The organism is Trebonia kvetii (assembly GCF_007827045.1).
Lineage (GTDB): Bacteria > Actinomycetota > Actinomycetes > Streptosporangiales > Streptosporangiaceae > Trebonia > Trebonia kvetii.
Genome location: NZ_RPFW01000001.1, coordinates 114,798 through 137,830, shown reverse-complemented (window position 1 = coordinate 137,830; position 23,033 = coordinate 114,798). Strand labels below are relative to the sequence as shown.

Genomic DNA, 23,033 nt, shown 5'->3' with positions numbered 1-23,033 from the left:
CATGTGGAAGCCTTCGAAGACAACGATCGAAACTCAGGATTCCGAACGGGTTCTTGTCTTCGCCTCGCCCCCTCGGCGCGTGCTTGGGGCCCGGACATCTCCCGGGGGGACGACCCCCATACTCGCGCGCTACATTGAGCCTCGTGAGCGAAGAGCCAGTGAGCCGCCTCGACACTGTCGAGTTGTACCGGACAGGCGCGGCAGCCAAGATCGTCCTGAACCGGCCAGACCGGATGAACGCCTGGTCGACGGGCATGGCCGCCGACCTGCTTAGCGTGCTCGGCGACCTGGCGAGCGACGACAGCGTCCGCGCGGTCATGCTGACGGGGGCCGGACGGGCGTTCTGCACCGGCGCGGACCTGAAGGACGCCGTCACCGCCGATGGCGCGACGATGGACACAGACCGCATCCTGATCGACTGGTATCACCCGATCGTCACCGCGATCCGCGAGATGCCCAAGCCGGTGATCAGCGCGGTCAACGGCCCCGCGGCGGGCGCGGGCGTGTCCCTAGCCCTGTCGGCGGACCTGGTGGTGGCGAAGGAGTCCGCGTACTTCCTGCTCGCGTTCGTGAACATCGGCCTGCTGCCCGACGCGGGAAGCTCGCTGTTCATCCCGGCGCGCATCGGATTCGCCCGCTTCGCCGAGATGGCGATGCTCGGCGAGCGGCTTCCCGCGCCGAAGGCGGCGGACATCGGCCTCATCAACTCATCCTGGCCGGACGACGAATTTGAGAAGAACGCCGAGGCGCTGCTCACCCGGCTGAGCAACGGCCCGACCCGCTCCTACGCGGGCACCAAGCGGGAGCTGAACCACTGGATGTACTCCGGGATGGCCGAGCAGCTGGCCCTCGAGGCGCAGCTCCAGGGCGAGGTCGCCCGTAGCCAGGACTGCGCCGAGGGCATCGCGGCCTTCACGGAGAAGCGCCCGCCGCGGTTCACCGGCCACTGAGGCGCGCCCTCAGCATTCCTTTAGGAATAGTTCAGCCCACAGTCGGCGATTCCTCGGCAGGACACCCGCGCGTGTGACCCGCGTCACGTTGTGTTCAAACGCGGCGCTTTCAATCGGATCATGGGTCACTTCGGCAGACTCGCGGCGGGCCTGGCGCTCCTTGCCGGTACCGCACTCACCGCGATCACAGCGATTTCAACGCCGCCGGCGGCAGCCGCTCCGGCACCGGCCGCCCCAGCGGCGCCCCCGCGTCTCAGCCACGTCTTCCTGATCATGGAAGAGAACAACGGCTTCACCGATGTGATCGGCAACAAGGCCGCGCCCAATCTCAATTACCTGGCGCGCACGTTCGGCGTGGCGACCGACTACTTCGGCGTGTCGCCCGACAGCAGCGAGAGCAACTACGTCGCCATGCTGGGCGGCTCGACGCACGGCGTGACGAGCGACGACGCCTACTGGATGAACAAGATCAACGCGCCAAGCCTGATCAGCCAGCTCGATCACGCGGGCATCAGCTGGAAGGCCTACCTGCAGGGCCTGCCGCACGCCGGCTACCAGGGCATCTGCTACCCGGCCAGGTGCAACGGCGCGCCGGACTCCGACCCGCTTTACGTCTCCAAGCACGACGGCATCCAGAACTTCACGACCTCGTGGAACTCCTTCGACTGGTCGCGCCAGGTGCCGTCCGGCCAGCTTGCCAGGGACCTGGCGTCGGGTAACGTCCCGCGGTTCGGCTACATCGTCCCCGACGAGTGCCACGACATGCACGGCGACCCGCCCTACTGCCTGGACAGCGGGAACCTCGGCGACCCGCAGCAGCAGCACCTGGACGCGGTGGGCGATGCCTATCTCGGCCAGGTCGTCGCGGAGATCACGCACGCCCGGTTCTGGTCGCGCGGCAACAACGCCATCATCATCACCTACGACAACGGCGACGACTCCAAGGGCTGCTGTGACGGGATCCCGGGCGGCGGCCGGATCGCCACGGTCGTCGTCACCAGCCACGGCCCGCGCGGCATCACCGACCACCAGCCGGCCAACCACTACTCGACGCTCAGCTCGATCGAGAAGTCCTTCGGCCTCGGCTGCCTCAACTTCACCTGCGATACCAAGCACGTCACGCCGATCTCGGACCTGCTCGCCGTCACCGGCTCGAAGGCCATCGCCACCAGGATCCAGCCCGAGCTGCGCTGGCCGACCCCGACTCCGTCGCAACCGCGAGAACCGCGGTCGGCCACCAAGCCAGTGACGGGAACCCGGGCGGGCTTTACCGTCCTGCAGGCCCAGTTGCTCGGCACGGGCGACAACAGTGTCGGTGCGATCGCCGGCTCGTCGCCGAAGGACATCTGGGCGGTGGGCAACTACCTTCCCGACCAGCCCAACTCCAACCAGGACGCGACGCTGACCTTCGCCGAGCACTGGAACGGCGCCTCGTGGAAGGTGGTCCGCACCCCGAACACCGGGCCCAACTTCAACTCGTTCTACGGCCTCGCCGCCCGCGATGGGGAGGCATGGGCGGTCGGCGAGCACCTCAACTCCGCCTACCAGGACCGGGGACTCGTCGAGGTGTGGAACGGCCGCTCCTGGCACGTCGCGGACACGCCGAACCCGGGCAGCCTCCGCGACATGTTCTTCGGCGCGTCCGCCCTGTCCGCCGGCAACGTGTGGGTGGTGGGTGACCAGGAGAGCGGCAACGGGATCTTCGAGACCCTCGCCGAGCACTGGACCGGGCACGGCTGGTCGGTCGTGCGCACCCCCGACCCTGGTTCTTCGGGCAATCACCTGTACGCGGTCGACGCGGTGAGCCGCGACGACGTGTGGGCCGTCGGGCAGAAGCTCGGCGGGCAGGCGCCCGACCAGGGCTTGGTCGAGCACTGGAACGGCAGCCGCTGGTCGGCGGTGCCGCTGCCGGTCTCGGTGAGCGCGAGCGTGCAGCTTGACGCGGTGACGGTTTCGCACGGCCAGGTCTGGGTGGCCGGCGAGTCCGACAGCCCGTTCGGCGGCGGCAAGCCGCTGGTCGAGCACCTCTCGAACGGCCGGTGGCATGTGGTGACACTGCCCGCGATCCCGCACCACACGAACTGGGCCAACCTGTACGGCATAGCGGTCGCGAACGGCGCCGTCTGGGCGACGGGCACCTACGTGGACCCGGCGACAGACAACAACAACGCGCTCGTGCTGCGCGACTCCGGCGGCCACTGGACCGTGCTCGACGGTCCAGACGCCGGGTCAGGGTCCAACATTCCTGGCGGCATCACGACGATCGCTGGCCGGCTCTGGCTGGCGGGCACCTACGACAACGGCGGCAGCAGGGAGCCGCTCGTCGCCCGCCGCTGATGAGCGCGCCCGATGGCGAAAGGCGCCATCGTATCGGGCGCGCTCATCAGCTCTGTCTCCCGGGGGGACGACCCCCCGTACCCCCCGGGGTCCCCGCGCTGCGGCAAGAGCTGCTCAGCGACCCCGTACCCCCAGGGGCAAGAGCTGCTTAGCGATCCCCGTACCCCCCGGGGACAAGAGTTGCTCAGCGCCCCCGTAACCCCCCGAGGGACAAGAGCTGGGCGCGATTCGCGGCTGCGAGCTTGGTCTTAGGGCCGGGGGCCATAAGTTTGTCACCATGACTGCTGAGAAGGCGGCCGTCGTCACCGGGGCAGGCTCCGGGCTCGGGCGGCTGATCACGATCGCGCTGGCGGAAAAGGGCTGGCGGGTGGCCGCGGCCGGGCGCCGTCTGCCCCCCCTCGAAGAGACGGCGGCCCTGGCCGCGGCCGGCTCGGTGATCCCGGTGCCGACGGATGTCGGTGACGCCGCCTCCGTCGGGGCGCTCTTCGACGCGGTGTCTGACCGGTTCGGACGGCTCGACCTGCTTGTCAACAACGCGGGCACCGGCGCGCCCGCCGGGGCCGTGGACGAGCTGGGCCCCGATGGCTGGCAGTCCATCGTCGCCACCAACCTCACGGGGTCTTACCTCTGCGCGCATCACGCGGTGCGGCTGATGAAGGCGCAGCGCCCGCAGGGCGGCCGGATCATCAACAACGGGTCAATCTCGGCGCACGCACCGCGGCCGCGCTCGGTCGGCTACACGGTGACCAAGCACGCGATCACCGGCCTTACCAAGTCGGTCTCTCTCGATGGCCGGCCGTACAACATCGCCTGCGGGCAGATCGACATCGGCAACGCCAACACGGAGATGACTGGGTGGATCGCGGCCGGCGCACCGCAGGCGGACGGCTCGGTCAAGAAGGAACCCACGTTCGACCCCCGGCTGGCGGCCGATGCGGTGGTATTCATGGCCGGACTGCCGCTCGACGCGAACGTCCAGTTCCTCACCATCACGGCCACAACGATGCCGTTCATCGGCCGCGGCTAATGCCTAAGTCTTAGTTCTCGGGGGGTACGGGGGGTCGTCCCCCCGGGAGATTCCGGCCGGCTAGCGCGCGATACGATGGCGCCTTTTGCCATCGCGCGCTGGTCAGCCGCCGTACATCGGCCGCGGCTGATGGCGCGCCGCGGCCGACGACGGATTAACGCAGGCTCGCCCTGAGGGGTCCGCGCGCCGGAACCCGTTGCTGGAGTCCCCGGACGGGGGGGCATCCGGGGACTCCAAGTGGGGGAAAGCCCGAGTACGAAACGCCGCACCCCGCAGGGGCGTTACATCGTTTGCGAAGAATCTTTTGAGTAATTTCCCGGATACAGACGGTGTCCAGCTAGAGACCGTATGTCTCAAGCAGCCGCAACCACAACTCGCTCATTGTTGGGTACGAGGGCACCGCGTGCCACAGCCGACTCAGCGGCACCTCGCCCACTACGGCGATGGTCGCCGCGTGGATCATCTCGCCGACGCCGGGGCCCGCCAGGGTCAGCCCGACGATGACCTGGCGGTCCTCATCGACGATCAGTTGCGCGTGGCCGCGGTAGTCGTCGGCGAACAGGCTGGCGCCCGCCACGTTCCCGATCTCATACTCCACGACGCGGACCCGCATCCCCGCGGCTTCGGCCTGCGCGGCCGTCAGGCCGACCGCGGCGACCTCAGGCATAGTGAAGACGACCTGCGGTACCCGGGTCCTGCTCGCGATGTCACGCACCGGGGGCTCCCGCCCCGCGGCGCGCTCGGCGATGGCGTCGCCGCAGATCCGTGCCTGGTACTTGCCCATGTGAGTGAGCAGCGCCAGGTGGTTCACGTCTCCTGCCGCGTATAGCCACCCGCCGGGGACGGCGGTCACCCGCATGGTGTCGTCGACCTCGAGCCACGACCCGTCCTCGAGGCCGACCGTCGCCAGCCCGATGTCGCCGGTCTTCGGGTAGCGTCCGACCGCGCTGAGCACCTCGTCGGCCTCGACCATCGTCCCGTCGTCCAGGGTCAGCATGACGGGGCCGCCGTCGCCCGCCCTAGCCGCCGCGGTCACGTTCGCGCCGGTGCGGACGTCCACGCCCGCGTCGCGCAGCCCCGCGGTGACGAGTTCGCCGGCGAACTCAGGCACCCGGTCGAGCAGACCGCCACGGGAGATCAGCGTGACCCGCGAGCCGAGGGCCGACCAGGCCGCGGCCATCTCCGCGCCGACCACGCCGCCGCCGACGATCGCGAGCCGCCCGGGCGCCGTCTTCGCGCTCGTCGCCTCCCGGCTGGTCCACGGCCGCACATCGCGCAGCGCCGGCGGCACGATGGCCCCGGTTCCGGTGGCGACGACCACCGCGTGCCGCGCCGTGATCGTGGCGCCGCCGACGGAGACCCGCCGTTCGCCGGCCAGCCTGCCGTGGCCGCGCAGCAACTCGATGCCGGCACCGTCAAGCCACTTGACCTGCCCGTCGTCCTTCCAGTCGTGCGCGAAGGAATCGCGCCGCTTAAGCACCTCGGCGGGCTCAAGCCGTGCTCCGGTGACACCGTGCACGGCCGACGCCTCTGCCACCACGCCGGCCGGCCGCAGCAGCGCCTTGCTCGGCATGCACGCCCAGTACGAGCATTCGCCGCCGACAAGCTCCGACTCGACGATCAGCGCGCTCAGCCCGCCGCGGACCGCCCGCTCGGCGGCGTTCTCTCCGGTGGGCCCGGCCCCGATCACGATCACGTCGTAGCTGTCACTCGCCATGCGCCCCTCCGCGGGAATCACGTGTTTATCGTCATGTCACCGTTGCGGGCATAACGTTACGGCCCGGCCGCGGTCCCGCGCGGCACGGGACGACCGCCCGCACGCGAGAGTTAGCTACCAGGACCGCGTGCCGCCAATCATGCGTCGCCGATCATGTGTCGCCGGCCGTCACTGTGTCGCCAGCCGTCACTGTGTCGCCGGTCATCGCTGTGCCGCTGGTCATGGATCGCGGGTCATGTGTCGCCGGTCATCGCCGTGTCGCCGACCATCGCTACCGGGTCGATGACACGGTCGAAGTCCTGCGCCGAGATGTGGCCGAGCGCCACTGCGGCCTCGCGCAGCGTGGAACCGTCGTGCTCGGCCTTGTGCGCGATCTCCGCGGCCTTGTCGTAGCCGATCACCGGCGACAGTGCGGTGACGAGCATCAGCGAGCGGTTGACGTGCTCAGCGATGCGCGCGTTGTTGAGCGCGGCGCCCTCGACGCAGAATTCGCGGAACGTCTTGCACGCGCCGGCCAGCAGTCCCGCCGACTGCAGGAAACTCGCGATCATCACCGGCCGCATCGTGTTCAGCTCCAGGTTCCCCTGCGCGGCGGCGAAGGCGACCGTGGTGTCGTTGCCGAGCACCTGGGCGCAGACCATGAGCATCGCCTCACACTGGGTCGGGTTGACCTTGCCCGGCATGATGGAGGATCCCGGCTCGTTGGCCGGCAGCACCAGTTCGCCGAGCCCGGCCCGCGGCCCGGAGCCGAGCCACCTGATGTCGTTGGCGATCTTCGCGAGCGGCACGGCGAGCCCGCGCAGCCCCGCGGAGGCCGCCGCCACCGCGTCGGACGCGGCGAGCGCCGCGAACTTGTTCGGCGCGGTCACGAACGGGTGCCCGGTCGACTCCGCGATCCGCCACGCCACCTCCGCGCCGAACCCGGGCGGCGCGTTGAGCCCCGTGCCGACCGCGGTGCCGCCCGCGGCCAGCTCGTAGAGGTCCGCGCAGGCACGCTCAAGGCCGGCCAGCGCCTGGGTCAGCTGCCGAGCGTAGCCCGACCATTCCTGCCCGACGGTGAGCGGCACCGCGTCCTCCAGGTGCGTCCGCCCGATCTTCACTACGTCCCGCCACTGATCCGCCTTGGCGGCGATGGCGTCGCGCAGCGCGGTCACCGACGTGACCACCGACGCGACCGCCTGCACGGCGGCGACGTGCATGGCCGTCGGAAACGTGTCGTTGGATGACTGCCCCATGTTCACGTGATCGTTGGGGTGCACCGGCGACTTGGACCCGATGACGCCGCCTGCCAGCTGGATGCACCGGTTGGCGATCACCTCGTTGACGTTCATGTTCGACTGGGTGCCAGAACCGGTCTGCCACACCCGCAACGGGAAATGCTCGTCAAGCTCGCCGTCAATGACCTCGTCGCAGACCCGCGCGATCAGCGACGCCATCCACTCCGGCATCCGCCCCGCGGCGCCGTTCGCCAGCGCGGCCGCCTTTTTCACGTGCCCGAAGGCGTGATACACCGCGCGCGGCACCGGCTCGGGCCCGATGTCGCCGAAGTGCAGCAGCGACCGCTGGGTCTGCGCGCCCCAGTACCGGTCTGCGGGCACGTCGATCATGCCCATCGAGTCCGACTCACGCCGGTGCCCGGTCGCACCGATCCCCACCGGCAGATCCCGCACATGCGGCGCATCGCTCATGCCCCAAGCGTCGCACAGCGCCTCACGCAGGACGACCTCCCGGCCCTCCGGGAGCATTTCCCTCATTCAGGGTCGGCGACAAGCTGACATTCGCGGTGAGCGTCGAAGACGTGAAGTTCTTCGACGAGTCCACCGGCGTGGCCATCCGCGACTGACCCGGGTTCGGCCTGCGGCGTTATGAATGTACCGTTTGGCCGGCTCCAGCCGGCCAAACGGTACATTCATCGTCCGTGCGACCACCGCCTACGAGCACAGGCGTGATCAGAGTGATGGCGGGGGCGGGCGGGAAGGCAAGCCGCGCGGTCAGCCCGCCCCCGTCGAGCCGCGGCGTGATGCTCAAGCCCGACTCGTGCGCCGCGGCGATCGCCGCCACGATCGACAGCCCGAGCCCGAGCCCGTCGTCACCGCCCGAGCGTGACCTGGACCGCGTCCGCGATGACCCGGGTGGCCCGCCGCGCTGGAACGGCAGCAGCAGCCTGCCGACCGCGTCCGGCCCGATCTCAGCACCGGTGTTTCCGACGGTAAGCACCGCACGGCCGCCGTCCGACTCCACGCTGACCCACACCGTGCCGCCGGGCACGTTGTGCAAGAACGCGTTGTCGACGAGGTTGGCGACCGCGCGCTCGGCGAGCGCGGCGTCGCCGGCGAGCAGCGCGGGCGACAGTTCGACCTGGACGTCGAGACCGCGCGCGGTGATCTCCGCGCCGCGCGCCGCGAGCACGTCGCGGGTGATCGCGGCCAGGTCGAGCGGCTCGCGGCGTGCCAGGCCGCGCTGACCGCGGGCCAGGATGAGCAGCGCCTCGATCAGCCGCTCCTGCTCCGCCCCGGCGGCGATGGCCCGCTCGCAGGCGGCGCGCAACGAGTCAGGCGTCGCGCCGGGATCGCGCAGCGCCACCTCGAGCAGGGTGCGCGACCTGGCAAGCGGTGTGCGCAGCTCATGTGAGGCGTTGGCGACGAACTGCCGCTGCGCCTGCAGTGACGCGTCGAGCCTGGCGAACAGGCTGTCGATCATGTCGGCGAGCTCGCGCACGTCGTCGTCGGGCCCGGCGAGCGCCAGCCGTTCGTGCAGGTTCGTCACGGAGATCCGCCTGGCCGCCGGCGGTGATCCGGCGCAGCGGGCGCAGCGCCCGCCCGGCCGCGAACCAGCCGAGCACCGCGGAGACCACCAGCATGATGCCGAGTGCGATGCCCGAGTACAGCAGCAGCGCGTCCTTCTCTGCGCTGCGCGTGTCGCTTGCGTACTGGCTCGTCGCGGCGTTGAGCGTCCCTGGCCCCTGGATCTCGTTGGGCAAGGTCACGTCCGTCCCTGACCCGCCGGATGTCCCAAGCCCGAGTGACCCCGACCCGGTTGACCCCGACCCGTCGGACGCGGACCCGCCCGATGCTGTCGGCTGACCCGAGGCCGGCTGACCCACGATCGTGGTGCCGTTGAACCTCGCCACGATGATGCCGTTCGTGGCATGGCTCACCAGCCCGTAGGTGATGCCAAGGAGCCCCGCACCGGCGGCGAGAAACAGGCTGGCGAACAGCACTGTCAGCCGCAGCCGCACGCTGCCGCGCGTCACGGCAACTCCACCGGGCGGTTCATATCCGGTAGCCCGCTTGCGCGACAGTCTCGATCGCCGGTGGCTCGCCAAGCTTGCGGCGCAGCCGGCTGACGGTGACCTTGACGGCGGTGCTGAACGGGTCGGCCATCTCGTCCCAGGCCCGCTCGAGCAGTTCCTCGGCGGAGACCACCCTCCCGTTGGCCGCCATCAGCAGCTCGAGCAGGGCCAGTTCCTTGGGCCCGAGGTCGAGTGGCCGCCCGTCCCTGACCGCGACGTGCCTGGCCGGGTCGAGCGTGATGCCCTTGGCGGCGAGCACCGGCGGCACCGCCGGATGCGACCGCCGGGCAAGCGCCCGGATCCTGGCGACAAGCTCGGCGAAGGCGAACGGCTTGGGCAGGTAGTCATCCGCAGCCGCGGCCGAGACCGGCCACCCGGTCCTCCACCGCCCCCGACGCGGTCAGCATCAGGATGCCCGCCCGGTTCGCCCCGGCCAGCCGGCCGCACACCTCGTCGCCGTGCAGGCCGGGCAGGTCCCTGTCGAGCACGATCACGTCGTAGTCGTTGACCATGGCATGCTCGAGCCCGGCGTCGCCGTCGAACGCGGTGTCCACCGCCAGACCCTCGAGCCGCAGCCCGGCGGCGATCGCCGCGGCGAGCTCGGCGTCGTCTTCGATCACGAGCACCCGCATCGTCGGTCTCCCTGCTGGGGGTGGGCGAAGATACCGCTCATGCAACTCCCCGTCGCTGACCGTCAGCTCAGGGCAGGCTGGCAGGATCCTGGATCGTGACGGCGGTCAGCTTCCCGTCGGTGCCCCTGATCGTCGCGGACACCATGTCGCCGACCTTGATGCCCGCGATCGTGCTGACCTTGCCGCTGACCCTGGTTGCCTTAGTCACTGTCGCGGTGACGGCGTTGCCGCCCGCGCCGATCGTGATCGAGGTGGCGCTCACCCTCGTGACGGTGCCGCCGAGCTCGAGTTCCAGCTGCTGACCGGGACCCGGCGTCGGAATCGTCGCGCCTGACCATGCTGCCGCTTTCCGGCGGCAGCATGGTCTGCCCGCCCGTCGGCCAGGCCCATCCCCGTCCGCCCTCATCGCGCTCGTCGTCATCGGGGAACCGCTCGTCGAAGTCATCGTCTTCCGCTGTCACCAGCGCCTCACCTCCGCGAGGCGCCAGCCTGCCCGCCCCCCGGTTGCACCGCGGTTACGCCAGGTGCGGGCGCCAGCCCGCACATCGGGGGTACGGGGGTCGTCCCCCGGCAAGCGTCACCGCCGTGCAACCGGCCCCGCCCTACAACAGGCGGCATGTTCTATTTCACATATCTCTTCAGGGAACTGCGCCGCCGCATGCGGCAGTCGGTCTTCATCGCGCTCGGCCTCGCCGTCGGCGTTGGCCTGGTGCTCACGGTCACCGCCGCCTCGGCAGGAGTCAGGAACGCGCAGGCCGGCGTGCTCAAGGGCCTGTACGGCGTCGGCACCGACATCACCGTGACAGGCAAACCGCCGTCCGCGCAGGGCCCGACAAGCAAGGGCAGCGGAGGCGGCCAGCGGACCAGCATCATGATCGGCCCGAACGGCGGTCAGATATGCGTCAACGGCAAGTGCCACTCGCTCAAGAGCGGCTACACGATCGACACGTTGATCGGCACCAACTCCTCGCCGCTCAGCGAGTCCGCGGTCGCCAAGGTGAGGACGCTGCACGGCGTGTCCGCCGCGGCCGGCGGACTGCTGCTTACCGACAACCAGACGACGGTCTCGCAGACCATGACCCAGCCCACCTCGTTCACCGTTGACGGCACCGACCTCGCCTACCAGAAACTCGGCCCGCTCGGCGACGCCGTGCTCACCGCGGGACGCGGCTTCAAGTCCGCCGACGCGGGCGCCGACGTGGCCCTCGTCGACAAGAACTACGCGATCTCCCACGACCTCAAGCCCGGCGGCACGATGAAGATCGGCGGTGTCACGTTCAAGATCATCGGCATCGTCACCCAGCCGGAGGCGAGCGGCCCGCCGAACGTTTACATCCCACTGACCACCGCCCAGGCCGTCGCCACGAAAGGCCCGGGAGGCGGCGGCAGCCTCAAGAACGAGGTGAACACGATCTACGTGACCGCGGTGAGCGGCACCGCCATCGACGCGGTGCAGAAGGAGATCGCCAAGATCCTGCCGAGCGCCACGATCACTACCCCAAGCAGCCTGGCCAGCGAGGTCAGCGGCTCGGTGACGTCGGCCGCGCGGCTCGCCGACGATCTCGGCAAGTGGCTGTCCATCCTGGTGCTGATCGCCGCGTTCGCCGTCGCGGTGCTGCTGACAATGGCGGCCGTCGCGCGCCGGGTGCGCGAGTTCGGCACCCTCAAGGCGCTCGGCTGGCGCGGCCGCAGGATCATCGCCCAGGTGATGGGGGAGTCCCTCGCGGTGGGCGTGCTCGGCGCCGCGCTCGGCATCGGACTCGGCTTCGCCGGCGCCGCGGTCATCAACGCGATCGCGCCGTCCCTGTCGGCGACGCTGACCCAGGCGACAGGGATGCGCATGATGACACCGAACGGCGCGGTCGACCCGACGAGCAGCCATACCGTATCCGTGCCGATGATCGCCTCGGTCGGCGTGACCGCGATCGGCTTCGCCGTGGCGCTCGCCCTGGCCGGCGGCCTGCTGGCCGGCGCCTTCGGCAGCTGGCGGATCGGCCGGCTCCGCCCCGCCGACGCGCTCGCGAAGGTGGGGTGACGGCGATGTACCAGCTGACCGCCGTGTCAAGGGTCTACAAGACGGCCGCGGGGCCGGTGCCCGCCGTCGACGGCGTGGACCTGACAATCGAAGACGGCGAGTGGATCGCGATCAGGGGCCGGACCGGCCATGGCAAGTCGACGCTGCTCAATCTGCTCGGCGGCCTGGACCGGCCGACGGCCGGTCAGATCAGGCTTGACGGCCACGACCTCGGCAAGCTTCCCGACGCTCAGCTGAGCAGGGTGCGGGCGACCGCGATCGGCTTCATCTTCCAGACCTTCAACCTGATCCCCACCCTGTCCGCGCACGAGAACGTGGAGTCCGCGCTGGTCCCGCTCGGCGGCAGTCCGGCCGGCCGTCGCCGCACGGTGGCCGCGGCCCTGGATAGCGTCGGCCTCGCCGACCGCGCCGGCCATCTGCCGTCCCAGTTGTCCGGCGGCCAGCAACAGCGCGTCGCGATCGCCCGTGCCCTGGTCAAGGAACCGAAGGTGCTGCTCGCCGACGAGCCGACAGGCAACCTCGACGAGGAAACCCGCGACGAGATCATCGCGCTGATGGAGAAGCTGTGGCGCGAGCGCGGCCTCACGCTCATCCTGGTCAGCCACGATGGCGCGGTCACCCGCCGCGCCCAGCGGGTCGCCGTCATGTCCCGCGGCCGCCTGACCCTCAAGCCGTAAAACAAAGAGCATCATCCCGAACGGTTGCGTGGCTTCGCCGGACAGGCCCGGCTGGGACCTGTCCGGCGAAGTCCGGCCCCCGCGCCGGTTACCTCACTATCTGGATGACCTTCTCCATGCCGAGGGTGGTGTGCTCACGCCCGTCCTGAGTGTCCATGAAGCAGGCCAGCACCCAGAAGCCGGCCTTCTGCGAGATCACCGACTCGAACGCCTGGCCGTGCGAGAGCGCGTTGTCCCAGCTGTAGAAGCCGGTCGCGAGCGCCTGCGCGGCGTTGTCCTTGCCTGCCTTCAGGTCCGCGGCGATCTTCTTCGCGGTGGCCAGGTTGGGTGCCTCCGCCCCGACGATCATGTGCACAAGAAAGCCTGCGTTCGCCCACTTGACGAGCTCGCCGTCGTGCAGCTTGGCCGGGCCGCGGAAGCCGAACTCGATCGACGAGATCGTCGCGCCCGCCTTGGGCAGCGCGGCCGGGTGCGCCGACTTGGCGATGGTGAACGTGGTGTTGGGCGGCGTGCCGTTGGTGCCGAGGTCGATCGCCACGTAGTTACCCGGTGCGAGGTCGACGATCCCTGAGCTGGTCCCAAGGTTGGCCTGGGGGGAGTAGACGATCTGCGCGAAGCCTTACAGGTCGTTGGGGTCGGAGTTGGGGCTGCTCGCCAGCTTGGCGAACACCTTGAAGAACTCCCCGTACGTGACCCCGGGGTCGAGCCGCAGCAGGGTCGGCGCAGCGCCGTTCGCCGCCTCCGCCTTGTCCGTGACAGTGGACACGACGCGGACCGCGCCGGACTCGAGCGAACCGCCGACGGCGATGACCTTGCCGGTCATCTTCAGCGTCAGCACGGGCAGCGCCGCCGCCGGCGTGCTCTTGGCGGTCGTCGCCGCGTGCGAGGCGCCGAACGGCACGAGTGCCAGCCCGGTCGCGACCGCGACAGGCACCGCGGCAAGCGCCCACCGCCGCCTGTCGCGGCTCAGTCCGCCGCGCGCCCTGCCACCGCCGGGAAGATTCCTGAAAGAGAACATAACGGCCACCCCTTGGCTGTATGAGAGGGCGGATGCTGCCGGGAGCGAACGTTTGTTCCGGCACCCGTCACGGGCCTTCGGCCCGCACACGTTCAGCCTGCGCCCGCGCCAGATTCCCCGCAGGACGGTCACCACCCCTTTCTTTGGCCACGGCCACCCCCTGCTAATACCACCGCTCCCCTCGCGCCAGTACGCCGCGAACCGTCCAGCGCCGGTCTCTGCTTACCCGGTGACAACAATCCGCGACTCTGCTTAACGGGTGACCACTTCCCTGCCCGGTTCGCCCCATTTGTCCGACCGCCGGTTAAGCGAAGTGGCCGACGCCCGGCGACTTTGCAATAGGTGGTGACATGGACGCGAAACAGTTGGCTGTCCCCTCACCCGCCGGAGTCTGTGGCGGTCAGGGGGAAGACCGCGATGGCACACAACAGGAGTCCCGCCACTCCGAGCGCGTGCGTCCAGGTCGCGTCTGTGAACACCAATAGAACTGCGCCCATCACTAGCCCCGCCACGGCAACCCCGCCCCGCTCGCGCGCATGCCGCGGGAACGGCTCCGCCTCCTCGCGGGCCCCGGGCGCGCCCGCGCCGGCCGGGGTCGCGCCCGCGCCGGCCGGGGTCGCTCCCGAGATGGCCGGGGTCGCTCCCGAGATGGCCGGGGTCACGCCCCGCGCCGCGTGCGGGGGAGCGGGCGGCGCGCCTGGTGCATGCGACTCCGGCGTGTCGAGGCGGCCCCGCAGGAACAGCGAGTACAGCAGGACGAGCGACGGGACCAGGATCACCGAACCGCACGCGACCGCGATGATCAGGGCGATCAGGGTGGACCTGCCTGCTGCGGCCTGCGTCACCGTCATGCCCGGCAGGAACCGCGGCGCCTGCGCCGCCGCCCAGCCGGCCACCACCGCGGCAACGGCGAGCGCCGCCGTCAGCCTTGCCAGTAAGAACGATGACCACCAGCACAGCGCCAGGGTGGCAAGCCCGGCAACACCCGACACACAGACGAGAGCCAGCGCCGATCCGTGCGTCAGGTCGAGCCCGGTCCCGCGCATCACCAGTAGCCCGGCGAGGGCGAGTGCCCCCGACACCAGCCCGGCGAGCAGCGCGCGCTGCCGGAAGGCGGCGGCGAGGTCCGGCTCGCCGTAGCGCACCGAGTCGGCCGCCAGGTAGACGGCCGCCAGGTAACCGGAGAAGACCACGGCGAGGGCGCCGATCAGCACCGACGGCGGGTTCAGCCACGCGGTGACCTCGTTGCCGAGCGCGTTGCCCACCGGGACTCGGCCGGTGGCGATCGCGCCGACCGCGGTGCCGAGCGCGAACGGTGTGAGTACCGACGACACCGCGAACAGGTTCTCCGCCGCGCGCGATGCCCCCTGTCCGCGCAGCGCGTACGCGGCGCCCCGGAAGATGATGCCGATCGCGGCGATGAGCAGCGGTCCTGCAAGCGTCGAGGTGATCGAGCCGAAGGCCACCGGGTAGGCCGTCCAGCACACGACAAGCACGAAGATCAGCCAGACGTGGTTGGCCTCCCAGACCGGCCCCATGGCATGCCTGGCCTGGTCGCGTATCCGCGCCGCGGACGGCTCGCCGAGCCGTCCGACGGCGAGCAGCGACCACAGCCCGGCACCGAAGTCGGCGCCGGCCAGCACGGTGTACGCCGCCATGCCGGCCAGCATGAAGGCGACGGGAACATAAGCCATCGTTCGCCTCCCCAGCAGGAGCGGCGGGCGTGACGGGCGTGACGGGCGTGACGGGCGCGGGCAGCGCAGCGGAAGGCAGCGGCACCCTGGAGAGCCGGCGCAAGATCGCGTACACGATCACGCCCAGGATCAGGTACACCACGGTCAGCGCGCCGTAGCCGACGGGGATGGCGCTTGCCCCGGTGACCGCCGCGGACACCCGCATCACGTCGTAGACGATCCACGGCTGGCGGCCCACCTCGGTGGTGATCCAGCCGGCGATCAGCGCGACAACCGACAGCGGACCGGCGGCGACGACCGCCCACAGCAAGAGCCGGGGCAGGCCGCGGCGCCGGAAGCGCAGGAACAGGTACACCAGGCCGAGCAGCGCGAGCAGCGTCCCGATGCCGACCATCGTCTGGAACGACAGCCGCACCACGTTGACCGGCGGCTGGTCGGCGAGCGGAACGATGTTCAGGCCCTTGATCACCGCGTTCGGGTTGTGGAACGCGAGCAGCGACAGCAGCCGCGGTATCTCCACGCCCCACACCACCGCATGCCCGTTGTACCAGCCAAGCAGGTGCTCGGCCGCGCCGCGCGTCGTGCTCGCCAGGCCCTCCATCGCGGCGAGCTTCACCGGCTGGTAGGTTGCCACGTCCCTGGCCGCCCAGTCGCCGACGATGACCTGAAGCGGTGCGGCGACCGACGCGGCCGACAGCGTGATGCCGAGCGCCGTCCGCTCGTAGCGCCCGCGCCGCCCGCGCAGGAAAGCCCACGCGTAGGCCCCGGCGAGCAGGAACCCGCACACGATGTAAGCGGCGAAGTACATGTGCACGTACTCGCTCCAGTACATCGGGTTGGCGAACAGCGCCTGCCACGGGTGCACGTCCGTCGCCCGCCCGTTGACCAGCGTGAACCCGGATGGATGGTTCATCCAGCCGTTCACCGCGATGACGAAAAGCGATCCGGCCACCCCGGCGACCGCGACCGGGATGCCGGACAGGAAGTGCGCGCGCGGCGAGAGCCGCTCCCAGCCGTAGGCGTAGATCCCGATGAAGATGGCCTCGAGGAAGAAGGAGAATCCCTCGAGCGTGAACCCGAGCCCGAAGACGTTGCCGAAGTCCTGCATCCAGGCAGGCCACAGCAGCCCGAGCTCGAAGGACAGGATGGTCCCGGTGACGACCCCGACCGCGAACAGCGCCAGCATGATCCGCGACCAGCGGCGGGCGAGCACCCGGTACAGGTCGTCACCGGTCCGCAGGTAGCGCCACTCGGCGAACAGGACGAGGACGGGAAAGGCGATGCCGAAGCACACCAGCGGGATGTGCACGGCCAGCGAAAGCGCCTGCATTTGCCGCGCTTCGAACAGATAGTGCTGATTCGCACCCATGTCCCTCAGCCTATAACTGCCTACTACGCGACGTAGTAATTGGCCCTCCGCAAGCGCTATGCGTGCTGGTCGTGCAGGTGCCAGCGGACGATGCGGAAGCCGTGTGCGATGGCGGCGGCCAGGGCGTCAGGCTCCAGCCGGCCGTCGGCGCGGCGCGGTATCGGTATGTAACGCATCGCGCGCGGGTTGCCCACCGCGATGACGCCGAGCAGTCGCTCCACCTCCGCCTGGTCGCTGACCAGGTCGGCGTGCGCGGGCACGCCCCGGCCGCGCAGCCGGAGCCTGACCTCCCGGTGCCCGCCGAGGTTGCGCGTCCAGTTGCCGCCGCCCGGCGTGAGCAGCGTCTCGCCGTCCCTGGCGTAGCTCACCGGCTGGCGGTACGCCTTGCCCGACTTCACGCCGGTGTAGGAGATCAGCATCAGGTTCGCCGACAGCGGGGTCGGGAACGGCAGGCTGAGCGCGGCGCGCATGGGGACGTTGACGACCCGCATGATGCGGGCCTGCCGTCGCCCCGCGGCGGCGGCGCCGTCGGGGAATGCGGTCATGGCCATAACGATGGTCCTTTCCTTGACGAGACGAGAGGAGACGGGATGAGACGAGACGAGAGCTAGGCCAGGGCTTGCCGAGTCACACGAGCACGGCGCCGCCGGCCACGTCGAGGACCACGCCGGTGATCCACGCCGCGCCGTCCGACGCGAGGAAGGCGGCGGCCGCCGCGACGTCCTCCGGCGTGCCGAGCCGTCTCAGCGGGTGCCAGTCGGCCATCGCCGCCTGCTGCCCGGCGGGGATGCGCTGGCGGTTGCCCTCCGTCAGGATCGTCTCGGGCGCGATGCAGTTGACTCGTACGCCTGACGGCCCTGCCTGCGCCGCGACCTCCTGGGTGAGCAGCGCGATCCCCGCCTTGCAGGCGGCGTAGGGGATGGGGGAGCGCGGGTCAGCGCGCCGCCCTGCAGCCGAGCCGATGGTGATGACGCAGCCGCGGCGGCGCTCCTTCATCCCCGGCAGGAAGCTCTTCAGGGTGAGGAACGTGGCCAGTAGGTTGCCGTCGACGGTGGCGCGCCAGCCGTCGACAGGAATCTCCTCGATCGGGGCGGGCGGTGTCAGGCTGCCGCCCGCGTTTGCGACGAGGATGTCCACCGGGCCGGCCTCGGCCTCGACCCGTGCGCGGATCTCTTCCACCTGGGCGAAGTCGGTCACGTCGCCGGTCACCGGGAAGGCCTTGCCGCCCTCTGCAGCGACCAAGGCCGCGGCCGCGCGGACGCTTTCAGGGTCGCGCCCGTGCACGGCGACCACCGCGCCGCCGCGGGCGAGCCGCGCCGCGATGGCGGCCCCGATGCCGCGGGAACTGCCGGTGACCAGGGCGACCTGTCCGTCGAATCTCTCCATGGCTGATAGGTTAGATATCTAAGAGTTAGATGTCAAACGGTTAGAGGTCGATGGATGACTGTTACGCTGGCACCCATGCCGGACCCGTTTCCCGTCCCGATCGGGCTGCGCCTCAACCAGGCGGCCCGCGCCGTCGGCCGCGCCTTCGACGAGGCACTGGCCGAGGCTGGCGGCAGCCTCCCGGTCTGGCTGATCCTGCTCAACTTGAAGATCTGCAGGCCCGGCACGCAGCGCGAGCTTGCGGAAGCGGTCGGCATCCGCGAGGCCACGCTCACCCACCACCTGAACGCGATGGACGCGGCCGGCCTCATTACCCGCACTCGCGACGCAGGCAACCGGCGCATCCAGCTGGTACAGCTCACCGAGGCAGGCGAAACGGTGTTCCTCCGCCTGCGCCAGGCCGCGGTCGCCTTCGACGAGCAACTGCGCGCCGGCGTAGCCGAGGCGGAGATAGCGACCCTGACTACGCTGCTCACCCGCCTAACGGCGAATGTCGCCGAACCCCCAAGCGCGGACTCGCCCTGGGCCGGCCTTACCGGTTCGCATTGACGGGCTCAGCGGAACGAGGGTGACCGCGGCGCCGACGCCGGCTCGCGCGACTGGAGCAGCGGCAGGTCCCGCGGCGCGATCACCGTGGACAGCACGATGGCCGACGTGGACCGCGCGACCGACGGCGAGGAGTCGATGCGCAGCAGCACCTGCTGCAGGTCGGCGTGCGAGGTCGCCGCGACCTTGCACACGACGTCGGCCGACCCGGTGACCGCGTAGGCCTCGAGCACCGCGGGGATCGCCGCGAGGTCCGCCTGCACCGCGGACAGCGCACCCTGGGCGATCTCCAGCGTGACGAACGCGAGGACCGCGAACCCGGCGGCGGCCACGTCGATGTCCGGCCCGTAGCCGGTGATGATGCCGGCCTGTTCCATCCGGCGCAGCCGGGACTCGGCGGTGGCCCGTGCGACGCGGGTCACTCGAGACAACTCGAGCGCTCCAGCGCGCGGGTTCTCCCGCAGCGCGGTCACCAGCGCCAGGTCGAGCGCGTCGAGTTCCTGCATGCCGTTCCGACTCCCTAGTCGCGCCAAAGAACAAGCTAGTCAATATGCATAGCTTAGAACCGTATCTGCTCCGCACAATGCTCAACCCGACTATCAGGAAATGGGTTGGTTGACTAGGGGAGCTCGAACCCGTTCTGATGGCCCTAACCGGGCAACCAAACAAGCGGGAGGCACCCGATGAGCGTCAGCTACCTGGAAACCGACACCGACCGGCTGACCGGCGTGGTCGCCCATGACATCAGCACCGACCCGTTCCCCGTCAACGGCTGGGACGCGGTGGTCTGGGTGTCGGGGAACGCGACGCAGGCGGCGCTGTACTTCCAGCTGGCGTTCGGCATGCGGCTCGAGGCTTACGCGGGTCCGTCGACGGGGAACCGCGACCACCATTCCTACGTGCTCAAGGCGGGCAAGGTCAGGTTCGTGGTGATGGGCGCGGTCAGCCCGGACAGCCCGCTCGCCGATCACCACCGCAGGCACGGCGACGGCGTGCTCGACGTGGCGCTTGAGGTGCCCGACGTGGACAAGTGCGTCGCACATGCCCGCACGGCGGGCGCCACGGTCGTCAAAGAGCCGCACGACGTGACCGACTCCCGCGGCACGGTGCGCACCGCCACGCTCAAGACGTACGGCGACACCACGCACAGCCTGGTGGACCGGTCCCGCTACCACGGCGTCTACCTGCCGGGCTACGAGCCGCGCAGCAGCCAGGCCGACGCCCAGGCACACGAGCCCGCCTTCGTCGCGCTCGACCACGTCGTCGGCAACGTGGAACTCGGCCACATGGACGAATGGGTGGCCTTCTACAACCGGGTGATGGGCTTCACCAACATGGCCGAGTTCATCGGCGACGACATCGCCACCGAGTACTCGGCGCTGATGAGCAAGGTCGTGGCGAGCGGCGATCACCGGGTGAAGTTCCCGCTCAACGAGCCGGCCCAGGGCAAGAAGAAGTCGCAGATCGATGAGTACCTGGAGTTCTACGGCGGCCCAGGCGTGCAGCACCTGGCCCTGGCCACCCCGGACATCTGTGCGACAGTCGACGCGCTCAAGGCGCGCGGCGTCGAGTTCCTCGCCACGCCCGACTCGTACTACACCGATCCGGTGCTGCGGCAGCGCATCGGCGAGGTCCGGGTGCCAGTGGGCGAACTGCGCAAGCGCGGCATCCTGGTGGACCGCGACGAGGACGGCTACCTGCTGCAGATCTTCACCAAGCCGATCGGCGACCGGCCGACCGTGTTCTTCGAGTTCATCGAGCGGCACGGCTCGCTCGGCTTCGGCAAGGGCAACTTCCAGGCGCTCTTCGAGGCGATCGAGCGGGAGCAGGCCAAGCGCGGCAACCTCTAGCGCCGCCTGGCGGCGGGACCGCGGGCCGGCGCGGCGGACCCGTCGGGAAGCGAGCGTGCCGACGGCACCGACAGCACGGTAGGCCCTGGCCGCGAGGCAAGCTCCTCGCCGAGCCAGGGCCCGAGCTGCTTCAGCGACGAGATGCCGAGCTTCGCGAAGATCCCCTTGAGCTGCTCCTCGACTCGGCGCGGGGTGGTGAACAGCCGCCTGGCGATCTGCCTGGCGGGCAGCCCCGTCGCGACGAGGAAGGCGATCTCCCACTCGTGGTCGCTGAGCCCCGACGGCCCGGTGGGCCCGCCGGCCTGCGCAAGGCCGTGGACGCTGCCGTCGAGCGTCTCGGCGTCGTTGATCGCGAGCGCGACCACTTGATCCAGCGGATGCTGCGCGCCCGCGTCGAACAGTTGGGCGTACCGCTCCGCGCCGAGCGCCTCCCTGGCGATGGCCACCGCCTGCTCGTGCCGCGGCTCCCAGAGGACCGCGTTGCTGAGCCGGGCGCCGCAGCGGACCCACAGCGGGTCGGCCGCGCCCATCAGCCAGGCGGCACGCGAGTGCCGGCCGGCTCCGGCGGCAAGCCAGCCGAGCAGCTCGAGTGAGTAGGCCGTTCCAGTGACCTCGTCCAGGTCGTACTTGGCGAGCAGCGTGAGCGACAGCACCCTGGCCGACTCGGCCTCCATGCCCGGCAGCTCGAGGTAGCCGAACGCGCCGGCCACGTGCAGGTACCCGTGGTAGACACGCTCGCCGCTGTGCTGGCCGAACCGTTCGATGCCCCGCTGGTAGCAGGCGATGGCCTCGGCCGGCTGGCCGAGGCCCTGGTGCAGCACCGCCAGGTGCGCGTCGAGCACGATCAGCCCCGTGACGTCGCCGAGCGGCGCCAGCCGGCGCTGCGCGGCCCTTCCCGAGCGCACGGCGGCGTCCAGCTGCCCGGCGAAGGTCAGCGCCAGGCACAGGCTGATGTGCGCACGGCCGGCGATCAGCGGCTTCCGCAGCGATTCCGCGAGCCGGACCGCCGCCCGCCCGTCGGCCACCGCCTGCGGGATGGCGCCGCGCACGGCACCGAGGAAGCAGCGGACCGCGAGAACCCACGCCCGCTGCGGGCACGGGTCGGGTATCAGTTCGAGCGCCTTGCTCAGCCAGTAGTCCGCCTCTACCATCCGCCCGCAGGAGACCCAGTAGGCCCACAGCCTCGTTGTCAGCTCGGCGCCGTCCCGCTCCCTGTCCGGCTGCCTGATCCGTCCGCCGAGCGAGTACTCGAGCGCGGCCCTGATGCTTGCCTGCTCCCTGCGCAGCTCGCTGAACAGCTCCAGCTGCTCGTCGCCGAACACGTGCTCTTCGACGTGCCTGGCCATGGACAGGTAACGGGCGATGAAGCGGTCGCGGATGCCGAGGTCTTCGCCGGACGCCGTCAGCTGCTCCGCGCCGAACTCGCGAATGGTGTCGAGCATCCGGTAGCGGGGCCGCCCCCGCCCGTCCGCGACCGCCGGCATCATCAGGGACTTGTCGACAAGCCGCAGGATCGTCTCGAAGATCTCCGTGCCGCTGAGCTCACCGCTCGCGCACACCTCCGCCGCGGCGGCGGCGTCGAAGCTTGCGGGGAAAACCGACAGCCGCGCCCACAGCGTCCGCTCCGTGGTCGTGCAGGTGTCGTAGCTCCAGGCGATGGCGTTGCGCGCCGTCGCGTGCCGCTCGTCGGGGTCGCCGCTCCCGGTGAGCAGCGCGAGCCTGTTGTCGAGGCGCCGGCTGATCTCCGCGAGCGAGAACTGCTTGAGCCGGCCGGCCGCCAGCTCGATGGTCAGCGGCACGCCGTCGAGACGCCGGCAGAGCCTGACCACCTCGGCCCTGTTAGCCTCGGTCACCGCGAACCCGGGCACCGCGGCGGCCGCGCGCCGCGCGAAGAGCTCTACGGCATCGCCGCCGTCGGCCGGGGTCCGCTCGCCGCCGCCGGTTCCGGCCCCCTCCTCGAGATCGATCATGCCGAACGGGTTCCTGCCTTCGCCCGACCCCGCACCGGGAACCGGTAGCGGGCGGACGAGAACGGTGGTCTCACCGGTGACGTTGAGCGGCTCGCGGCTGGTGGCGAGCACGGTCACCGACGGCGCCCCGGCCACGATGGCGTCGGCCAGCTCCGCGCAGGCGTCGATGAGGTGCTCGCAGGTGTCGAGGATCAGCAGCAGCCGGCGGTCGCGCAGGTGGGCGAGCAGCGCGTTCGACGGCGACCCGGCGAAGTGCTCGGCCGCGCCGATCCGCTGAGCGATGATGTGCGGCAGCAGCCTGCGGTCGCGCAACCCGGACAGTTGCACCAGCCACACGCCGTCCGGGTACCTGGGCGCCGCCGCGGCGGCGGCGCGCAGCGCCACGCGGGTCTTGCCGACGCCGCCTGGACCGACGAGCGTGACAAGGCGCGTGCTGTTCAGTAGTTCGTCCAGCTGACGCAGCTCAGCCGTCCGTCCCACGAATTCATTTGGCTCCGCCGGGATTCCTCCCCGCGGCGCCACGACCCTATTGA

Annotated in this window: 20 protein-coding genes and 2 pseudogenes; 8 read left to right on the top strand and 14 right to left on the bottom strand. The window is 70.4% G+C overall.

Features of this window, described 5'->3' with window-relative positions; genetic code table 11:
* Positions 1-143: 143 nt before the first annotated feature.
* The 3 genes from EAS64_RS00600 to EAS64_RS00590 all read left to right on the top strand — a co-directional run bounded on the left by EAS64_RS00600 (position 144) and on the right by EAS64_RS00590 (position 4,314).
* Positions 144-950, top strand: a complete 807-nt coding sequence (locus tag EAS64_RS00600) for an enoyl-CoA hydratase-related protein (RefSeq protein WP_222848900.1) — start codon at positions 144-146, stop codon at positions 948-950.
* A gap of 273 nt (positions 951-1,223) precedes the next feature.
* Entirely contained in the window at positions 1,224-3,287 is a 2,064-nt protein-coding gene (locus EAS64_RS00595) for an alkaline phosphatase family protein (RefSeq protein ID WP_187365590.1), read from the top strand.
* Positions 3,288-3,564: 277 nt separating this feature from the next.
* Positions 3,565-4,314, top strand: coding sequence for an SDR family oxidoreductase (locus EAS64_RS00590; protein WP_145850760.1), 750 nt, complete (start codon positions 3,565-3,567; stop codon positions 4,312-4,314).
* Positions 4,315-4,651: 337 nt separating this feature from the next.
* On the opposite strand, the gene EAS64_RS00585 is transcribed toward EAS64_RS00590, so the two are convergent.
* The 6 genes and pseudogenes from EAS64_RS00585 to EAS64_RS00560 all read right to left on the bottom strand — a co-directional run bounded on the left by EAS64_RS00585 (position 4,652) and on the right by EAS64_RS00560 (position 10,217).
* Positions 4,652-6,031, bottom strand: a complete 1,380-nt coding sequence (locus EAS64_RS00585; RefSeq protein ID WP_145850759.1) for a dihydrolipoyl dehydrogenase family protein — start codon at positions 6,029-6,031, stop codon at positions 4,652-4,654.
* Positions 6,032-6,264: 233 nt separating this feature from the next.
* Entirely contained in the window at positions 6,265-7,719 is a 1,455-nt protein-coding gene (gene fumC, locus EAS64_RS00580; RefSeq protein ID WP_145850758.1) for a class II fumarate hydratase, read from the bottom strand.
* 175 nt (positions 7,720-7,894) lie between these two features.
* On the bottom strand, positions 7,895-8,731 hold the full coding sequence (locus EAS64_RS00575) for a sensor histidine kinase (RefSeq protein WP_246115570.1): 837 nt from the start codon (positions 8,729-8,731) through the stop codon (positions 7,895-7,897).
* On the bottom strand, positions 8,655-9,284 hold the full coding sequence (locus EAS64_RS45410) for a hypothetical protein (protein WP_246115477.1): 630 nt from the start codon (positions 9,282-9,284) through the stop codon (positions 8,655-8,657). Before EAS64_RS45410 ends, EAS64_RS00575 begins: the two co-directional genes overlap by 77 nt.
* 19 nt (positions 9,285-9,303) lie before the next feature.
* A pseudogene (locus EAS64_RS00565) lies at positions 9,304-9,955 on the bottom strand (response regulator transcription factor).
* Between the two features lie 67 nt (positions 9,956-10,022).
* Complete coding sequence (locus tag EAS64_RS00560; protein WP_145850755.1) at positions 10,023-10,217, bottom strand: hypothetical protein; 195 nt, start codon at positions 10,215-10,217, stop codon at positions 10,023-10,025.
* Between the two features lie 354 nt (positions 10,218-10,571).
* On the opposite strand from EAS64_RS00560, the gene EAS64_RS00555 reads away from it, so the two are divergent.
* Complete coding sequence (locus tag EAS64_RS00555; RefSeq protein ID WP_145850754.1) at positions 10,572-11,990, top strand: ABC transporter permease; 1,419 nt, start codon at positions 10,572-10,574, stop codon at positions 11,988-11,990.
* A gap of 5 nt (positions 11,991-11,995) precedes the next feature.
* Complete coding sequence (locus tag EAS64_RS00550) at positions 11,996-12,667, top strand: ABC transporter ATP-binding protein (RefSeq protein WP_145850753.1); 672 nt, start codon at positions 11,996-11,998, stop codon at positions 12,665-12,667.
* Positions 12,668-12,755: 88 nt separating this feature from the next.
* Here EAS64_RS00550 and EAS64_RS00545 read toward each other — a convergent pair whose 3' ends face one another.
* From EAS64_RS00545 to EAS64_RS00535, 3 genes are all read right to left on the bottom strand, one after another.
* Positions 12,756-13,205, bottom strand: a complete 450-nt coding sequence (locus tag EAS64_RS00545; RefSeq protein ID WP_145850752.1) for a hypothetical protein — start codon at positions 13,203-13,205, stop codon at positions 12,756-12,758.
* Between the two features lie 81 nt (positions 13,206-13,286).
* The gene (locus EAS64_RS00540; RefSeq protein ID WP_145850751.1) at positions 13,287-13,685 is read right to left on the bottom strand and encodes a hypothetical protein; all 399 of its coding nucleotides are present in this window, start codon (positions 13,683-13,685) and stop codon (positions 13,287-13,289) included.
* A gap of 377 nt (positions 13,686-14,062) precedes the next feature.
* Positions 14,063-15,379, bottom strand: coding sequence for a cytochrome d ubiquinol oxidase subunit II (locus tag EAS64_RS00535; RefSeq protein ID WP_187365589.1), 1,317 nt, complete (start codon positions 15,377-15,379; stop codon positions 14,063-14,065).
* A 29-nt stretch (positions 15,380-15,408) separates the two neighbouring features.
* Here EAS64_RS00535 and EAS64_RS46605 point away from each other — a divergent pair, with 29 nt between their 5' ends.
* Positions 15,409-15,537, top strand: a complete 129-nt coding sequence (locus EAS64_RS46605) for a hypothetical protein (RefSeq protein ID WP_281283163.1) — start codon at positions 15,409-15,411, stop codon at positions 15,535-15,537.
* On the opposite strand, the pseudogene EAS64_RS47280 reads toward EAS64_RS46605, so the two are convergent.
* From EAS64_RS47280 to EAS64_RS00520, 3 genes and pseudogenes are all read right to left on the bottom strand, one after another.
* Positions 15,525-16,709, bottom strand: a pseudogene (locus tag EAS64_RS47280) (cytochrome ubiquinol oxidase subunit I); the annotation flags it as partial. The gene EAS64_RS46605 and the pseudogene EAS64_RS47280 overlap by 13 nt on opposite strands.
* Before the next feature lie 95 nt (positions 16,710-16,804).
* Entirely contained in the window at positions 16,805-17,293 is a 489-nt protein-coding gene (locus tag EAS64_RS00525) for a nitroreductase/quinone reductase family protein (protein ID WP_222848899.1), read from the bottom strand.
* A gap of 82 nt (positions 17,294-17,375) precedes the next feature.
* Positions 17,376-18,134: an SDR family NAD(P)-dependent oxidoreductase gene (locus EAS64_RS00520; protein WP_145850749.1), complete on the bottom strand. Its 759-nt coding sequence runs from the start codon at positions 18,132-18,134 to the stop codon at positions 17,376-17,378.
* A 75-nt stretch (positions 18,135-18,209) separates the two neighbouring features.
* Between EAS64_RS00520 and EAS64_RS00515 the strand changes: the two genes are divergently transcribed.
* Entirely contained in the window at positions 18,210-18,683 is a 474-nt protein-coding gene (locus tag EAS64_RS00515; RefSeq protein WP_145850748.1) for a MarR family winged helix-turn-helix transcriptional regulator, read from the top strand.
* A 5-nt stretch (positions 18,684-18,688) separates the two neighbouring features.
* Here the strand turns inward: EAS64_RS00515 and EAS64_RS00510 are convergent, their stop codons facing one another.
* A complete protein-coding gene (locus tag EAS64_RS00510; protein ID WP_145850747.1) occupies positions 18,689-19,186 on the bottom strand; it encodes an Lrp/AsnC family transcriptional regulator in 498 nt (165 codons plus the stop codon).
* A gap of 177 nt (positions 19,187-19,363) precedes the next feature.
* Between EAS64_RS00510 and hppD the strand changes: the two genes are divergently transcribed.
* Positions 19,364-20,530: a 4-hydroxyphenylpyruvate dioxygenase gene (gene hppD / locus EAS64_RS00505; RefSeq protein WP_145850746.1), complete on the top strand. Its 1,167-nt coding sequence runs from the start codon at positions 19,364-19,366 to the stop codon at positions 20,528-20,530.
* On the opposite strand, the gene EAS64_RS00500 is transcribed toward hppD, so the two are convergent.
* Positions 20,527-22,980, bottom strand: a complete 2,454-nt coding sequence (locus EAS64_RS00500) for a winged helix-turn-helix domain-containing protein (RefSeq protein ID WP_187365588.1) — start codon at positions 22,978-22,980, stop codon at positions 20,527-20,529. The two genes, hppD and EAS64_RS00500, sit on opposite strands and share 4 nt — an antisense overlap.
* Positions 22,981-23,033: the final 53 nt, after the last annotated feature.

What these genes read in the sequence shown, in the direction of transcription:
- EAS64_RS00595 (WP_187365590.1), top strand. Translation starts at nt 1,224, where the DNA reads ATGGAAGAGAACAACGGCTTCACCGATGTGATCGGCAACAAGGCCGCG.
- EAS64_RS00520 (WP_145850749.1), bottom strand. Translation starts at nt 18,134, where the DNA reads ATGGAGAGATTCGACGGACAGGTCGCCCTGGTCACCGGCAGTTCCCGC.
- EAS64_RS00575 (WP_246115570.1), bottom strand. Translation starts at nt 8,731, where the DNA reads ATGATCGACAGCCTGTTCGCCAGGCTCGACGCGTCACTGCAGGCGCAG.
- EAS64_RS00510 (WP_145850747.1), bottom strand. Translation starts at nt 19,186, where the DNA reads ATGCAGGAACTCGACGCGCTCGACCTGGCGCTGGTGACCGCGCTGCGG.
- EAS64_RS00515 (WP_145850748.1), top strand. Translation starts at nt 18,210, where the DNA reads ATGCCGGACCCGTTTCCCGTCCCGATCGGGCTGCGCCTCAACCAGGCG.
- fumC (WP_145850758.1), bottom strand. Translation starts at nt 7,719, where the DNA reads ATGAGCGATGCGCCGCATGTGCGGGATCTGCCGGTGGGGATCGGTGCG.
- EAS64_RS00535 (WP_187365589.1), bottom strand. Translation starts at nt 15,379, where the DNA reads ATGGCTTATGTTCCCGTCGCCTTCATGCTGGCCGGCATGGCGGCGTAC.
- EAS64_RS00525 (WP_222848899.1), bottom strand. Translation starts at nt 17,293, where the DNA reads ATGACCGCATTCCCCGACGGCGCCGCCGCCGCGGGGCGACGGCAGGCC.
- EAS64_RS00550 (WP_145850753.1), top strand. Translation starts at nt 11,996, where the DNA reads ATGTACCAGCTGACCGCCGTGTCAAGGGTCTACAAGACGGCCGCGGGG.
- hppD (WP_145850746.1), top strand. Translation starts at nt 19,364, where the DNA reads ATGAGCGTCAGCTACCTGGAAACCGACACCGACCGGCTGACCGGCGTG.
- EAS64_RS00540 (WP_145850751.1), bottom strand. Translation starts at nt 13,685, where the DNA reads ATGTTCTCTTTCAGGAATCTTCCCGGCGGTGGCAGGGCGCGCGGCGGA.
- EAS64_RS00590 (WP_145850760.1), top strand. Translation starts at nt 3,565, where the DNA reads ATGACTGCTGAGAAGGCGGCCGTCGTCACCGGGGCAGGCTCCGGGCTC.
- EAS64_RS00585 (WP_145850759.1), bottom strand. Translation starts at nt 6,031, where the DNA reads ATGGCGAGTGACAGCTACGACGTGATCGTGATCGGGGCCGGGCCCACC.
- EAS64_RS00555 (WP_145850754.1), top strand. Translation starts at nt 10,572, where the DNA reads ATGTTCTATTTCACATATCTCTTCAGGGAACTGCGCCGCCGCATGCGG.